The sequence below is a fragment of the Microbacterium sp. LWO13-1.2 genome (assembly GCF_038397725.1).
Lineage (GTDB): Bacteria > Actinomycetota > Actinomycetes > Actinomycetales > Microbacteriaceae > Microbacterium.
Genome location: NZ_CP151634.1, coordinates 2,286,404 through 2,301,315, shown reverse-complemented (window position 1 = coordinate 2,301,315; position 14,912 = coordinate 2,286,404). Strand labels below are relative to the sequence as shown.

Sequence of the window (14,912 nt, the reverse complement as noted above, 5' to 3'; positions counted from 1 at the left end):
TCGTCCTAGGCTGAACACATGTCTGCGCCGCTCACCCTCCCCCGCATCGCCTGGGGCGATCCCGCCGCTTCGCGCCGTGCCCTGCTCGTCCATGGGCTGGGCTCGTCCGGGGCTCTCATGTGGCGACTCGGCACCGCGCTGGCCGACGACGGCTGGCAGGCGACGGCAGTGGATCTGCGCGGCCACGGCGATGCCCCACGGGCGCTGGACTACACGGTCGCCGCCTATGGCGCCGACCTCGCGCAGACCAGACCAGACGACAGCTCGTCCTGGGACGCCGTCATCGGCCACTCCCTCGGCGGCGCGGCGAGCATCGTCGCGGCGGCATCCGATCCGGGGTGGACACGACGACTCGTGCTCATCGACCCGGCGATCCATGTCGACGGGCGCGACGCGAACGTCATCCGCAAGAGCCAGGAGCGCGCTTTCACCGATCCCCGGCTCGACGTCGTGCAGGCAGAGCATCCGCACTGGCATCCGCAGGACCAGGAATTGAAGGTGGATGCCGTGCTGCGCACGAGCCGCTGGGCGGTCGAGCAGACCAGCGCGCAGAACAAGCCGTGGGATGTGCGAGCGGATGCCGCCAGGCTGAGCGTGCCGACCCACGTGATCGGCGCCGACCCCGCCGTCTACAGCCTCTTCACCGGCACGCTGGCCGACGAGGTCATCGCGAGCAACCCGCACATCACGATGTCCGTCGTCTCGGGAGCCGGGCATTCCCTGCATCGCGACAAGCCGGACGAATCCATCCGCCAATTGCTGGAGGCTCTGGCATGAGTACGTTCGATCCCACCGCGTTCCTCCCGGACGGCCTGCTGGAGCGGATCCGCGAGCGCGCACCGAAGCACGACAGGGAGAACACCTTCCCGCAGCAGGATCTCGACGAACTGCGCGACGCCGGTTACCTGTCGATCCTGGTACCGACCTCGCGCGGCGGCGCCGGTCTCGGCCTCGCCGAGGCCGCCATCCTGCAGCAGCGGCTGGCGACGGCCGCACCGGCCACCGCGCTGGCGATCAACATGCACCTCGTCTGGACCGGTGTCGCCAAGGTCTTCTCCGATCGGGGCGTGCCCGGGTTGGAGTTCGTGCAGGACGGCGCGGCCGAGGGCGAGGTGTTCGCCTTCGGCATCAGCGAGGGCGGCAACGATCTCGTGCTGTTCGGCAGCGATACCGATGCCGCGCCACTCCCCGACGGCGGTTATGCGTTCACGGGCACGAAGATCTTCACCTCGCTCGCCCCGGTGTGGACGAAGCTCGGCCTGCACGGCCTGGACACCACGGGCGAGGATGCGCCGAAACTCGTCTTCGCCTTCATCGAACGCACCGATGAGGTCGTCACCGGTGACGATTGGGACACGCTCGGCATGCGAGGCACGCAGAGCCGGACGACGCGCCTGAACGGAGCCGTCGCCCGGCCTGAGCATGTCGTGCGCCGCATCGATCCCGGTCCGAACCCCGACCCGATCGTCTTCGGCATCTTCGCGGTCTTCGAGATCCTGCTCGCGTCCGTGTACACCGGGATCGCGCGGCGGGCGCTGGAGCTCGCCGTGGAGACGGCGCAGAAGCGCCGCTCGAAGAAGACCGGCGCGACCTACAGCCAGGATCCAGACATCCGCTGGCGGATCGCCGAGATGGGGCTCGCCTATGACGCCCTGCCGCCGCAGATCGCTGCCCTCGCCCGCGATGTCGACGGACTCGTCGACAACGGCGCCCGGTGGTTCCCGCAGCTCGCCGGCGTCAAGCATCGCGCCGTCATGATGGCGAAGAAGGTCGTCGACGAGGCGATGCTGGTCGCCGGCGGCGGCTCCTACTTCACCTCGAACGAACTCTCCCGGCTCTACCGTGATGTCCTCGCGGGTGCGTTCCATCCCTCCGACCCGGAGTCTGCTCATGCGACAGTGGCGACCGGGTGGCTGGGGCCTTTGGAACAGTGACCGAATTCGGTCGAATTCGGAAGTAGATCCAGATTCGACCAACGATTTCCATTGAATCAAGCCCCGAAGAGTGCGAGGATCGCACCATGGGCACGAAGAAGAAGCACTCCCCTCTCGACGATGTGTCGAAGACCATCATCGAACTGCTGCAGGAGGACGGGCGGCGTTCGTATTCCGACATCGGGCGGGTCGTCGGACTCAGCGAGGCCGCGGTGCGCCAGCGCGTGCAGAAGCTGACGGAATCCGGGGTCATGCAGATCGTCGCCGTCACCGATCCGATGCAGCTGGGCTTTCGCCGTCAGGCGATGATCGGGATCCGAGTGTCGGGTGACGCGCGCCTCGTCGCCGAAGCGGTGGCCGCGATCCCGGCGATCGACTACGTCGTGATCACCGTCGGATCCTTCGACGTCCTCGCCGAGGTCGTGTGCGAGGACGATGAGGACCTGCTCGCACTGCTGAACGACAGCATCCGCCCCATCGACGGCGTGCTCTCCACTGAGACCTTCATCTACGCCAAGCTGCAGAAGCAGCTCTACAACTGGGGGACCAGATGACCACGTCACGCCCGCGCGCATCCGAACCCGAGCTCCAGCAGATGGCGAAGGATCATCTCTGGATGCATTTCACCCGCCAGTCCACGATGGCCGAGAACGGTGTGCCGATCATCGTCAAGGGCGATGGGCACCACATCTGGGATGCGAAGGGCAAGCGCTACTTCGACGGACTGGCCGGGTTGTTCGTGGTCAACGCCGGCCATGGCCGCCGTCGCCTTGCGGAGGCCGCTGCCCAGCAGGCATCCGAGTTGTCCTTCTTCCCGCTGTGGTCGTACGCGCATCCTGCGGCGATCGAGCTGGCCGATCGGCTCGCCGACGAGGCGCCGGGCGATCTCAACCGCGTGTTCTTCTCCACCGGCGGCGGTGAAGCGGTCGAGACAGCACTGAAGCTCGCGAAGCACTACTGGAAACTGATGGGCAAGCCCACCAAGCACAAGGTCATCTCGCGCTCGGTCGCGTACCACGGCACCCCGCACGGCGCCCTGGCGATCACCGGCATCCCGGCGATGAAGTCGATGTTCGAGCCGGTCGCCCCCGGCGGCTTCCGGGTGCCGAACACGAACTTCTACCGCGCGGCGGAGATGGGCGCGCCCGCAGACGATGAAGAGGCATTCGGCCGCTGGGCCGCGGACCGCATCGAGGAGATGATCCTGTTCGAGGGTGCCGACACCGTCGCCGCCGTCTTCCTGGAACCAGTGCAGAACTCGGGCGGATGCTTCCCTCCTCCCCCTGGCTATTTCGCCCGAGTACGCGAGATCTGCGACCGACACGACGTGCTCCTCGTCTCCGACGAGGTCATCTGCGCATTCGGCCGTCTCGGCCACACCTTCGCCTGCACCGGGTACGGCTATGTCCCCGACATGATCACGTGCGCGAAGGGGATGACCAGCGGCTACTCCCCGATCGGCGCGACCATCATCAGCGACCGGATCTACGAGCCGTTCTCGCACGGGCAGATGTCGTTCCCGCACGGCTACACCTTCGGCGGCCATCCCGTCTCGGCAGCGGTCGCGTTGGAGAACCTCGCCATCTTCGATGAGGAGAGGCTCAACGAGCGCGTCCGCGAGAACTCCCCGCTGTTCCGCGCGGAACTGGAGAAACTGCTCGACCTCCCGATCGTGGGCGATGTGCGCGGCGACGGCTACTTCTTCGGCATCGAACTGGTGAAGGACAAGGCGACCAGGGAGACATTCGACGACGCCGAGTCGGAGCGACTGCTGCGCGGCTTCCTCTCCCCCGCCCTCTTCGAAGCAGGTCTCTACTGCCGTGCGGACGACCGAGGCGACCCCGTGATCCAGCTCGCCCCGCCGCTGACCGTCGGCCCCGCCGAGTTCGCGGAGATCGAGCAGATCCTCCGCGGAGTGCTCACCCGCGCGGAAGGCGTGCTCTGACCGCCCTCGATCGTTGAGCGAGGGAGCGCAGCGACCGAGTCACGCCTCGTAGACGCGCTCCCCTTCGACCCAGGTGCCCAGCACCTCGGTCAGGCCGATCTCCTCGGCGGGATGCTCGAAGGGATCGCGATCGAGCAGCGCGAGATCGGCGAGCATGCCGACGGCGATCGTGCCGGTCTCTTCCAGGTGGTTCACCCGCGCGGAGCCTGCCGTGTAGGCGGCGAGCGCGGTGCCGAGGTCGATCGCCTGCTCGGGCAGGAAAGGGTCGTAGTCGCCCTCCCACTCGGTCGGCGCCGACCGGCGATTGACGGCGACGTGGATCGCCGCAAGCGGATTCGGCGTGCTGACCGACCAATCGCTCCCCGCGGCGAGCGCGGCCCCGGAGCGGAGGAGGTCCCCGAAGGGGTACTGCCAGGCCGATCGCGTGTCGCCGAGGAACGGGATCGTGAGGTCGACCATCTGCGGCTCGAGCGTCGCCCACAGCATCTGCATGTTGGCCGTCACGTCGAGGGCACGGAAACGCGGGATGTCGTCAGGATGCACGACCTGGATGTGCGAGATGTGATGACGGTTGCCGCGCGGGCCGTTCCTGTGCAGCGACGCCTCGACGGCATCCAGGCACTCGCGCACGGCACGGTCGCCGATCGCGTGGAAATGCAGAGCGAAGCCGAGTGCGTCCAGGCGGCTGGCAGCCTCCTTCAGCAGTTCCGGCTCGACGAAGGAGATGCCGGAGTCTTCACGCGGATGCCCATGACCGTCGCAGTACGGCTCGAGCATCGCCGCGGTGAAGTTCTCGGCGACGCCGTCCTGCATGATCTTGACGCTGCGCGCGGAGAACCGCCCCGCGGTGCTGGCGGCGCGCCGCGCCACGATGTCGTCGATCTGCTCGAGACCGCGCGAGCGGTCCCACCAGAGCGCGCCGACGACGCGCCCGGTCAGGGCACCGGATGACCCGGCTGCGACGTAGGCAGGCAGGGGGTCTCCGGCGTCACCGTACTCGGTCCCGACGATCGCGTCCTGCCAGGCGGTGACACCGTAGGAATGCAGGTACTGCTGCCCCTTGAGGAGCGCCTCCTGCAGCCGCGAAAGAGGCTCAGGCGGAAGCAGCCGGTTGACGAGCCCCATGGCTCCCTCATGCAGGGTCCCGCTGGGGTTGCCTGCGGCATCCCGCTCGATCCGCCCGTCGGCGGGGTCCGGGGTCTCCCGCGTGATCCCCGCCAGCTCCAGGGCGCGGAAATTCACCCAGGCCCCGTGCCCGTCGCGGTTCGGGAGGAATGCGGGGCGGTCAGGCACGACCGTATCGAGGTCAGCCGCGTTCGGCGTGCCGCCGGGGAAGGCGGACATCTGCCAACCGCCGCCCAGGATCCAGTCGTCATCCGGATGCGCACCCGCGTACTCGGCGATACGAGCGAGGTACTCGTCTCGGGTCGCGAGCGGGGCGAGATCGCAGCGGAGCATGTCGAGGCCGCCCCAGACCGGGTGCACATGGGCATCCTGGAACCCGGGGACCAGCAGACGGCCGGCGAGATCGATCACCTCGGTGCGCGGGCCGATCAGCGCGGACAGGTCGTGACCGACGGCGCTGATGCGTCCACCGGTGACGGCCACAGCTCGAGCGGTCGAGCGCGCGGCGTCCGACAGGAACGCCCTGCCGCCGTGGAAGACGAGGTCTGCGTGGGTCATGGTCAGCCTCCGGCCATCGTGCGGGCGATCTGCGTCGCGGAGTCGCCCGCACGCTTGAGGACGAGTGCCACCAGGGCGAGCGAGATCAGCGTGAGCACGAGCATGATCGTCGACACCGCGGCGATCTCTGGTCGCAATCCGCTGCGCAGCGCGGAGAGGACGTAGACCGGCCACGGCGTCGTGCCGGAGACCTGCACGAACGCCGAGACCACGGTGTTGTCCAGGCTCAGGGTGAACGAGAGCAGGAAGCCGGCCAGCACCGCAGGCATCGCCAGCGGCAGCGTGATCTTCATGAAGGTCCGCAGCGGTGTGGCGTACAGGTCTGCGGATGCCTCTTCGAGACGAGCATCCTGCCCGACCAGACGCGCCCGCACGATGTAGGAGACGATCGCGACCGAGAACAGCGAATGGCCGACGACGAGGCGGGCCGTGCCGTCGCTGAACAGGCTGATCCCGAGGTCCTGTCCGAGGAAGACGAGCCATGGCAGCAGCGCCACGGCATCCACGATCTCCGGAGTCACGGACACCAGCAGGAGCAGCCCGAGGAACCACCACACCCAGCGCCCGGGCCGCCGCGCCATGGCGATACCGGCCAGCGTGCCCAGCAGCGACGCGAGGACCGCGGCGATGAGTCCGGTGCGGATCGACACCATCACCGCGTCACGGATCACCGGCTTCTCGAAGATCGCGGCGAACGGGGCCAGGCTGAACCCCTCCCAGGCGACGAGGAGACGCCCGGAGTTGAACGAGTAGGCGATGATCACGATGATCGGCAGGAACAGGAACGCGAAGACGATCACCGACCACACCGCGAGCAGGCGATTGCCGAGTTGCCCTCGCCGGGCATTGCGAGTCATGATCCCTCCCCCAGGATGAGCCGGCTGCGCGATCGGAACGGCAGCGTCGCCGCCCAGATCAGCGCGGCCGCGATGCCGATCGACAGCATGATGACGATGATCAGCAGCACCGCCATCGCCGAGCCCAGCGCCCAGTTCTGCGCGGTGCCGAACTGGCTCGCGACGAGCTGCCCGATCATGTTGCCCTGCGCGCCGCCGAGAACCGTCGCGGTGATGTAATCGCCCATCAGCGGGATGTACACCAGCAGCACGCCGGCGATGATGCCGGGGCGGGCGAGCGGCACGGTGACGCGGAGGAAGGTGCTCACCGCATTCGCTCCGAGGTCCTTGCTCGCCTCCCGCAGCGGCGTGCTCACCCGATCGAAGGCGACGAACAGCGGCAGGATCATCAGCGGCAGGTAGTTGTACACGACGCCGATGAGCACGGCGGCGCGGGTGTAGAGCACTTCGAGGGGACCATCGGTGACACCGATGCCCTGCAGCAGGGTCGACAGCCAGCCTTCCGGGGCGAGGATGACCTGCCAGCCGAGCGTGCGCACCAGGAAGTTCGTCCAGAAGGGCACCATGACCAGCGCGAGCAGCAGCCCCCGGCGCTCGGGCGGCGCCTTCACCGCCATCCAATACGCCACCGGCATCCCGATGATCAGGCACAGCAGTGTGCCGAGCACACCGACCCAGAGCGTGTTCTGGAACGTGGTGAAGAACGTCGGAGAGAGCGCTTCGACGTAGCGGTCGAAGGAGAGGACGTCATTGGCGTGGGTGCCGAAGATGCCCGGTTTGTAGCCGAAGCTGAACCAGACGACCATTCCGATGGGAGCGACGAAGAACGCCAGCAGCCACGCCCATGCGGGAACGGCGAGCACGAACCGGGGGCTACGCACCCGCGGCGGCCTTTGTGGCATTCCAGATCTCGACGACCCGTGCCTGCGCCTCGCCGACCTTGCCCTCGTGCATGGTCTCGATCTGCGCCTCGTCGAAGAAGACCATGTCGAGCCGCTCGAACCCGGCTGCCTCTGCCGCTGCTCTGATGCCGGCCGCTCCGGTGTCATAGCCGATGTAGTCGACCTGGGCGAGTTGCGATTCCGGGGTGAGGATGAAATCGAGGAAGGCGTGCGCGGCCTCCGGATGCGGCGCCCCCGTGACCAGTGCCCAGTTGTCCATCCACAGTTCGGTGTCCGGCGCGCCCAGGACCCACTGCCAGCGGTCGGGGTCCGGTGACTCCATGATGCCGATGCGCGCATCGCCGTTCCACGCCTGCATCAGCACATGAGACGCCTGCGGGATCGCAGCCCCACCGGGGTAGGAGTCAAAGGCGGAGATATGCGGGGCGAGCTCGCCGACCAGGAACGCCTCGCAGGCGTCGAGGTCGGCCGGGTCCGTCGTGGTCCAGTCGATCCCGTTCGCCCAGTAGTAGATGCCGCACAGCGGGCTCGGATCGTCGAGGACGGAGGTCTTGCCCGACGCTTCGTTCTGGGCCGCGTCGATGAAGTCGCTCCAGGTCGTGAGCGGACGGGTGATGACGGTCTTGTCGTAGACGAAGCCGGTCGTGCCCCAGGCCTTGCAGATCGAGTACTCGTTCTTCGGGTCCCATTCCCGCCCGAGGAACGCAGGATCCATGTGCTCGATGTTCGGGATGAGATCGAGGTTCAGCTTCGCCAGCAGACCGTTCTCGATCATCTGCGGAATGAACACCCCCGTCGGCACGACGAGGTCGTAGCCGCTGGTGCCCTTCGCGGCGACCAGCTTCGCGATCATCTCCTCATTGGAGGCGAACGTGTCCATGACGACCTTGGCGCCGTGCTCATTCGTGAACGCCTCGACGACCTCGGGGGCGTCGTACTCGCCCCAACTGTAGATCGAGAGCGAATCCTCCAGGGTGCCGCCCGTCGCCTGCGCGGCCGGCTTGCCCTGTCCGCCGGGCGCGCAGGCGGTCAGAAGGCCCGCGGCACCGAGCGCCATCATCGTTCCCATGAAACCTCGGCGCGAGAGCTCGCGGCGAAGAAGAGGCGCCGCGTTGCTGTCGGCGAGGATGCGGATGCTGTTGAAGTCGTTCATGGCACTCCCCTGTGTGGGTCGGTTGTCTCGGGTCAAGGAGTCGGATGCGGTCAGGCGGGCGCGGGCAGGTTGATCACGTGCGTCGCCGTACTCGGTGCGCCTTCGGCGGCGAACAGGCGCACGTCGGCGGCATTCCAGACGCAGCGGATGTCGTCACCGGGCTGAAGGACCGGGGCGGCGGGTGCCGGCGTGCGCACGAGCACCTTCTGCTCCAGGCCGACGTCGACGAGCACCTGAAGGGTCTCCCCGAGGTGGGAGACGCCGAGGACGTTTCCCCGGACGCCGTCACCCTGTCTCAGCGGATCCTCGAGGCGGATGAACTCGGGGCGGATCGCCGCCACCGCCGCCCGGCCGGCCGCGACCACCTCACCGCCCCATCGCCCGGAAAGCACGCCGAGCGCCGTGTCGACGGCGGCGCCGTCCTGATGCACGGTGCCGGGGATGAAGTTCTGCTGTCCGATGAACGAGGCGACGTACGCGGAAGCCGGCTCGGCGTAGATCGCGGCCGGAGCGTCGAGTTGTTCGATGCGTCCCGCCCGCATCACGGCGATCCGGTCGCTCATCGACAGCGCCTCCGCCTGATCGTGCGTGACGAAGACGAAGGTCGTGCCCAGCCGCGCCTGCAGCAGCTTGAGCTCGAGCTGCATCTCCTCGCGCAGCTGACGGTCGAGAGCGGCGAGCGGCTCATCCAGCAGGAGGACGCTCGGCCGGTTGATGAGCGCACGGGAGAGGGCGATGCGCTGTTGCTGGCCGCCCGAGAGCTGGGTCGGCTTGCGGTCGGCGAACGAGCGCAGTTGCACCATGTCGAGCGCCTCGCCGACCCTGATGCGCTGCTCGGCCTTCGGCACGCGGCGCTGCTGGAGACCGTAGGCGACGTTCTCGGCGACGGTCAGGTGTGGGAACAGCGCGTATGCCTGGAAGACCGTGTTCACCTCGCGACGGTGGGGCGGTAGATTCAGCACACTGCGGCCGGAGATGCGGATGTCACCGGCGTCCGGATACTCGAAGCCGGCGATCATCCGCAGCGTCGTCGTCTTCCCGCAGCCGGATGGCCCCAGGAGCGAGAGGAACTCGCCCGGTCGGACGTCGAGCGTGAGGTCGTCGACCGCTTTGGCGCTGCCGTAGAGCTTGGTGACGCCTTCGATGCTGACGCCACCCGCGCCTGTCGCCGCATCGCGCGTCATGGTCGACGCTGGCACTGTGCCGGTCATGGAACCTCCGCCGTCGGAATCGTTGGCCGCAGTCTGACACAGGATCCGTGCGGCGCATAGCGAAAACAGAAGAGAGTTAACATGATCGCAACGGTTTTCGTCGCCTAATCGGTAGTGCACCTCCGATTAGGACCGAGTTTGCCCGATCTCACACCCGCTGGACTTCAGATCAGGAACCCTCTCAGCAGCGCTTCAGACCCGGCGAGATGATCACGCATCGCCGACTCCGCGGCGTCGGGGCGACCGGCGAGGATCGCCGTGACGATGCGCTCGTGCTGCTCTCCGGAATGCTGGATGTTGCGGGGCATCAGCGGAAAGGTGTCGAGCCAGGCGTTGACGCCGGCCCGGTTCTCGGCGACGAGCGCGACCAGCGACGGCACCCCGGCCGCCTCGGCGATCGCCAGATGGAACAGCGTGTCCAGGCGCCGATACTCCTCCGGCCCCGCAGGCAGTGCGGCTTCGTGCCGTGCCCACAGCTCGGCCCTGGTCGCGGCATCCAGAGTCCTGCTCGCAGCCGCGTGCGCCGACCCGGCCTCCAGCACGAGACGGAGCCCGAGGACGTCATCGAGCTCGACGGGCGTCACGGCTCCCGCGACCGACGGCTGCGGGAGCGGATCCGCGACGAATGTGCCGCCGTAGCGACCTCGCTTCGGCAGCAGGTAACCGGTGTCGGCCAGTTCACGGATCGCGTCGCGCACGGTGTCACGGCTCACCCCGAACGACGCCGCGAGTTCCCGCTCGGGCGGCAACGAGTCCCCCGGAGCGACGACGCCGAGGCGGATGGTCTGCACGAGGCGGGCCACCGTGTCCTCCAGGGCGTTCCCACGGCGAAGCGGTCGATACACCGCCCGACGCACCTCGGCGAGGTCGCCGCCGTCTGCACCCGGAGGATCGATGCTCATAGCGGGGTCACGTAGGCGTTGCTGATTCCGCCGTCCACGACGAAGGCGCTGGCGGTGATGAAGGACGAGTCATCGGAGGCGAGGAACGCCACGGCAGCCGCCATCTCCTCGGGCTCGGCGAAACGGCCCATCGGCACGTGCACGAGACGACGCTGCGCGCGCTCCGGATCCTTGGCGAAGAGCTCCTGGAGCAACGGCGTGTTGACCGGCCCAGGGCAGAGTGCGTTCACCCGGATGCCCTGGCGAGCGAACTGCACACCGAGCTCACGCGACATCGCCAGCACGCCGCCCTTCGAGGCCGTGTAGCTGATCTGCGAGGTCGCGGATCCCAGCAGCGCGACGAATGAGGCGGTGTTGATGATCGACCCTCGACCGGCCGGAACCATGTGCCGGAGCGCGGCCCGGCTGCACAGGTACACGCTCTTCAGGTTCACATCCTGGACGCGGTCCCACGCCGGCAGCTCCGTCGTCTCGATCGAGTCGTCGTCGGCCGGCGAGATGCCGGCGTTGTTGAAGGCGATGTCGATCCGGCCGAACTCGGCGGCGACGCCGTCGAACAGCGCGTTCACCTTGACTTCGTCGGCGACGTCGACGGAACGGAACGCTCCGCCGATCTCGGTCGCGGCCGCCTCTCCGGTGGTCGGATCGACGTCTGCGATGACGACGAACGCCCCCTCGGCGGCGAACCGCTTGGCGGTCGCGAAGCCGATACCGCTCGCCCCGCCGGTGATGATGGCGACGCGATCCTTGAGTCGCTGGGTCAGATCAATGCTCATGTGTGTTCTCCGGTTGAGAGGTTCGGGTGAGAGGTTCGAGTGATGGGCAGGCGACGCGATCAGAGGGCATCGGTCGCGAAGAAGACGTTCTTGGTCTCGGTGAAATGCTCGGCGGCATCCGGTCCCAGTTCGCGCCCGAGACCCGACGCCTTCATGCCGCCGAACGGTGTCGCGTAGCGCACCGAGGAGTGGGAGTTCACCGACAGCACGCCGCTCTGCACGCCGCGCGCGACCCGGACCGCGCGGCCGAGGTTCTCGGTCCACACGGATCCGGCGAGCCCGTAGACGGTGTCATTGGCGAGACGGATCGCGTCGGCCTCGTCCTCGAACGGCATCACCGCGACGACGGGTCCGAACACCTCCTGCTGCGCGATCCGGTCGGCGGGGTCCGCCAGCACCACGGTCGGCGCGAACCAGAAGCCGTCGCCTTCGGGTGCGGACCCTCGGAAGGCGATGTTCGCGTCGTCGAGGAACGACGACACGGTGTCGCGGTGATTCGCCGAGATGAGGGGTCCCATGTCGTTGTCCGCGCTGCCGGGGTCGCCGACCCGCCACGATGCCACCGCGGGTTCGAGCATCTCCAGGAAGCGGTCGTACACCGATCGCTGCACGAGCAGACGGCTGCGGGCGCAGCAGTCCTGCCCCGCGTTGTCGAACACCGACCCGGGAACAGCGGCCACAGCGCGCTCGAGGTCGGCGTCGGCGAAGACGATGTTGGCGCTCTTGCCACCGAGCTCGAGCGTCACGGGCTTCAGCGCCCTGGCGCATCCGGCCGCCACATCGATCCCGACCTCAGTCGACCCGGTGAAGACCACCTTGCGCACATCCGGGTGCTCGACCAGCCGCTGCCCGACGACCGACCCGGATCCGGTGACGACCTCGAGCAGTCCCGCGGGCAGCCCGGCTTCGACGGCCAGTTCGCCCAGCCGGATGGCCGTCAGTGGCGTGAGCTCGGCCGGCTTCAGCACAACGGCGTTGCCCGCGGCGAGCGCCGGCGCGAACGCCCAGGAGGCGATCGTCATCGGGAAGTTCCACGGCACGATGACACCGACGACGCCGTACGGATCATGGAAGGTCACATCGAGGCCACCCGCGACAGGGATCTGTCGTCCGGACAGCCGCTCGGGATCGGCGGAGTAGTAGTTGAGGACCTGGGCGACATGCGCAGCCTCCCACCGCGCCGAGGATATCGGATGCCCCGAGTTCAGCACTTCCAGCTGCGCCAGCTCCTCCACCGCACCTTCGACGGCGCGGGCGAACGCACGCAGGGCATCAGCCCGCGCGAGCGGCGCGAGGGCCGCCCAGCGACGCTGCGCGGCGACGGCGCGTGCGATCGCGGCATCCGTCTCGTCGACGCCGGCGCGCGTGATGTCGCGGATCGGCGCGCCGGTGGACGGGTTGATGACAGTGAACGCGCTCATCGCGTTTCCTCCTTCTGCCGCGCAGCGAACGCGCGAGCCTGTGAGACGAGATCTTCGAAGAGCCGCCGGTCGTCGGTGTTCTCCTCCGGATGCCACTGAACGCCGACGAGGTATCCGTCGCCGACGCCCTCGAACGCCTGCACGAGACCGTCGTCGGATCGTGCGCTGACGGCAAGGCCGTCGCCGAGTCGCCCGATGCCCTGATGGTGGTAGCTGTGCACCGGGTAGGTTTCGTCTCCGAGGATCTGCGAGAGCGTCGACTCCGCCTCGATGGCCACCTCGTTCTCGGCGAACACGCCGCCGCCGATTCGATAGCGATCGGTGCCGAGGGACTCCGGCAGATGCTGCTGCAGCGTTCCACCCCTGGCCACATTCACCAGCTGCAGGCCGCGGCAGATCGCGAGCACGGGGAGCCGCCGGCGCTCAGCGGCGCGGAACAGCGCCAGTTCCCAGGCGTCACGGTCGATTCGCGCCGCATCCGTCTGCGGATGACGCTCGGCCCCGTAGAGCTCCGGCTGCACGTCGGCACCGCCGGTGAGGATCAGACCATCCAGACCCGCCACCGCGATGTCGGCGACCTGCTCGGCCTGTGGAGGCAGCAGCAGGGCGACGCCACCGGATGCGGTGACCGCGTTGAGATACACATCGGGTAGGAACGCCGCGCGCACATCCCAGACACCCTGCTGGGCGCGTTCCAGATACGTGCTGACGCCGATGCGAGGCGCGGATCGCACGTCAGAGTCGCTCGAAGCCACGGACGCGCTCCCAGTCGGTGACGGCGGCATCATAGGCTTCGACCTCGATACGCGCCTGGTTCAGATAGTGCTCCACCATGTCGTCGCCGAACGCATCGCGTGCGATCCACGATTCGCTGAACAGCTGCGCGGCCTCGCGCAGCGTCGTCGGCAGGTGATCGACGCCCGCCTCGTAGGCGTTGCCGGTGAAGCGCTCGGGCAGCGCCAGTTCGTTCTCGATGCCGTGCAGTCCGCCGGCGATGATCGCCGAGATTCCGAGGTACGGGTTCACATCGCCGCCCGGCACCCGGTTCTCGACGCGGAGCGCGGAGCCGCTCCCGATCACCCGCAGCGCACAGGTGCGGTTGTCGATCCCCCAGGCCACCCCGGTCGGGGCGAAGCTGCCCTTCGCGAATCGCTTGTACGAGTTGATGTTCGGCGCGTACAGCAGGGTGAATTCGCGCAGGGTCGCCAGGATGCCGGCGATCCAGTGCTCCATGATCGGGCTGAACCCGTGCTCGCCATCGCCCGCCATCACCGGCGTTCCGTCCTGGTCGCGGAGGGAGAGGTGGATGTGGCAGCTGTTGCCTTCGCGCTCGTTGAACTTGGCCATGAACGTCAGCGCCTGTCCATGCTGCTCGGCGATCTCCTTCGCGCCGTTCTTGTAGATCGCGTGCTGATCGGCGGTCTCCCGCACCTCCGCGTAGCGGAACGCGATCTCCTGCTGACCGAAGTTGCACTCCCCCTTGACGCCCTCGCAATACATCCCCGCACCGTCCATGCCGTTGCGGATGTCGCGCAGCAGCGGCTCCATGCGGGTCGAGGCGAGGAGGTTGTAGTCGACGTTGTAGTCCGTCGCGGGCGTCAGCCCCTCGTACTTGCGTGCCCAGGCATCGCGGTAGGTGTTCTCGAACACGATGAACTCGAGCTCGGTACCGGAGAAGGCGGTCCAGCCGCGCTCGGCCAGGCGGTCGCGCTGCCGATCGAGGATCGCGCGCGGCGATGGGCCGACCGGTTCGCCGTTCTGCCAGACGAGGTCTGCCATCACGAGCGCGGTACCGGGCAGCCAGGGCATGCGGCGGAGAGTCTCGGCATCCGGGCGCAGCACCATGTCCCCGTATCCGCGATCCCAGCCCGACATCGCGTAGCCGTCGACCGTGTTCATGTCGACGTCGACCGAGAGCAGGTAGTCGCACGCCTCGGCGCCGTGGTGAAGGATGTCCTCCTGGAACAGTCGAGCAGAGACCCGCTTGCCCACCAGCCGCCCCTGGGCGTCGGCGAAGGCCACGATCACGGTATCGATCTCGCCGGCTCCGATGCCGGCATCCAGCTGCTCGATGCTCAGGTTTCCCGACATCTGACGCTCCTGTCCTGTGTGCGGTGGAGCGATCAGC

14 protein-coding genes are annotated in these 14,912 nt (G+C 67.9%); 4 read left to right on the top strand and 10 right to left on the bottom strand.

Annotated elements, in window-relative coordinates:
- Nucleotides 1-18 precede the first annotated feature (18 nt).
- From MRBLWO13_RS10870 to MRBLWO13_RS10855, 4 genes are all read left to right on the top strand, one after another.
- Nucleotides 19-777, top strand: coding sequence for an alpha/beta hydrolase (locus MRBLWO13_RS10870; protein ID WP_341974003.1), 759 nt, complete (start codon nucleotides 19-21; stop codon nucleotides 775-777).
- Complete coding sequence (locus tag MRBLWO13_RS10865) at nucleotides 774-1,934, top strand: acyl-CoA dehydrogenase family protein (RefSeq protein ID WP_341974001.1); 1,161 nt, start codon at nucleotides 774-776, stop codon at nucleotides 1,932-1,934. Before MRBLWO13_RS10870 ends, MRBLWO13_RS10865 begins: the two co-directional genes overlap by 4 nt.
- Before the next feature lie 86 nt (nucleotides 1,935-2,020).
- Complete coding sequence (locus MRBLWO13_RS10860) at nucleotides 2,021-2,488, top strand: Lrp/AsnC family transcriptional regulator (protein WP_341974000.1); 468 nt, start codon at nucleotides 2,021-2,023, stop codon at nucleotides 2,486-2,488.
- Complete coding sequence (locus MRBLWO13_RS10855; protein WP_341973999.1) at nucleotides 2,485-3,879, top strand: aspartate aminotransferase family protein; 1,395 nt, start codon at nucleotides 2,485-2,487, stop codon at nucleotides 3,877-3,879. Before MRBLWO13_RS10860 ends, MRBLWO13_RS10855 begins: the two co-directional genes overlap by 4 nt.
- Nucleotides 3,880-3,918: 39 nt before the next feature.
- Here MRBLWO13_RS10855 and MRBLWO13_RS10850 read toward each other — a convergent pair whose 3' ends face one another.
- From MRBLWO13_RS10850 to MRBLWO13_RS10805, 10 genes are all read right to left on the bottom strand, one after another.
- Nucleotides 3,919-5,562 (bottom strand): amidohydrolase, encoded by a 1,644-nt coding sequence (locus tag MRBLWO13_RS10850; RefSeq protein WP_341973998.1) that lies wholly within the window; start codon nucleotides 5,560-5,562, stop codon nucleotides 3,919-3,921.
- Between the two features lie 2 nt (nucleotides 5,563-5,564).
- Nucleotides 5,565-6,419, bottom strand: coding sequence for an ABC transporter permease (locus MRBLWO13_RS10845; RefSeq protein WP_341973997.1), 855 nt, complete (start codon nucleotides 6,417-6,419; stop codon nucleotides 5,565-5,567).
- Nucleotides 6,416-7,321 carry an ABC transporter permease gene (locus MRBLWO13_RS10840; RefSeq protein WP_341973995.1) on the bottom strand — a complete coding sequence of 302 codons (906 nt, stop codon included), beginning with the start codon at nucleotides 7,319-7,321 and terminating at the stop codon, nucleotides 6,416-6,418. Before MRBLWO13_RS10840 ends, MRBLWO13_RS10845 begins: the two co-directional genes overlap by 4 nt.
- Entirely contained in the window at nucleotides 7,293-8,474 is a 1,182-nt protein-coding gene (locus tag MRBLWO13_RS10835; RefSeq protein WP_341973993.1) for a spermidine/putrescine ABC transporter substrate-binding protein, read from the bottom strand. Before MRBLWO13_RS10835 ends, MRBLWO13_RS10840 begins: the two co-directional genes overlap by 29 nt.
- 50 nt (nucleotides 8,475-8,524) lie before the next feature.
- Nucleotides 8,525-9,685: an ABC transporter ATP-binding protein gene (locus MRBLWO13_RS10830; RefSeq protein WP_341973992.1), complete on the bottom strand. Its 1,161-nt coding sequence runs from the start codon at nucleotides 9,683-9,685 to the stop codon at nucleotides 8,525-8,527.
- Nucleotides 9,686-9,849: 164 nt separating this feature from the next.
- Nucleotides 9,850-10,587, bottom strand: coding sequence for an FCD domain-containing protein (locus MRBLWO13_RS10825; RefSeq protein WP_341973991.1), 738 nt, complete (start codon nucleotides 10,585-10,587; stop codon nucleotides 9,850-9,852).
- Nucleotides 10,584-11,363 carry a 3-oxoacyl-ACP reductase gene (locus MRBLWO13_RS10820; RefSeq protein ID WP_341973989.1) on the bottom strand — a complete coding sequence of 260 codons (780 nt, stop codon included), beginning with the start codon at nucleotides 11,361-11,363 and terminating at the stop codon, nucleotides 10,584-10,586. The genes MRBLWO13_RS10825 and MRBLWO13_RS10820 overlap by 4 nt, the downstream gene beginning before the upstream one ends.
- Nucleotides 11,364-11,422: 59 nt before the next feature.
- The gene (locus MRBLWO13_RS10815; protein WP_341973988.1) at nucleotides 11,423-12,784 is read right to left on the bottom strand and encodes an aldehyde dehydrogenase family protein; all 1,362 of its coding nucleotides are present in this window, start codon (nucleotides 12,782-12,784) and stop codon (nucleotides 11,423-11,425) included.
- Entirely contained in the window at nucleotides 12,781-13,539 is a 759-nt protein-coding gene (locus MRBLWO13_RS10810; RefSeq protein ID WP_341973987.1) for a gamma-glutamyl-gamma-aminobutyrate hydrolase family protein, read from the bottom strand. Before MRBLWO13_RS10810 ends, MRBLWO13_RS10815 begins: the two co-directional genes overlap by 4 nt.
- Nucleotides 13,520-14,875 (bottom strand): glutamine synthetase family protein, encoded by a 1,356-nt coding sequence (locus MRBLWO13_RS10805; protein WP_341973984.1) that lies wholly within the window; start codon nucleotides 14,873-14,875, stop codon nucleotides 13,520-13,522. Before MRBLWO13_RS10805 ends, MRBLWO13_RS10810 begins: the two co-directional genes overlap by 20 nt.
- Nucleotides 14,876-14,912 lie beyond the last annotated feature (37 nt).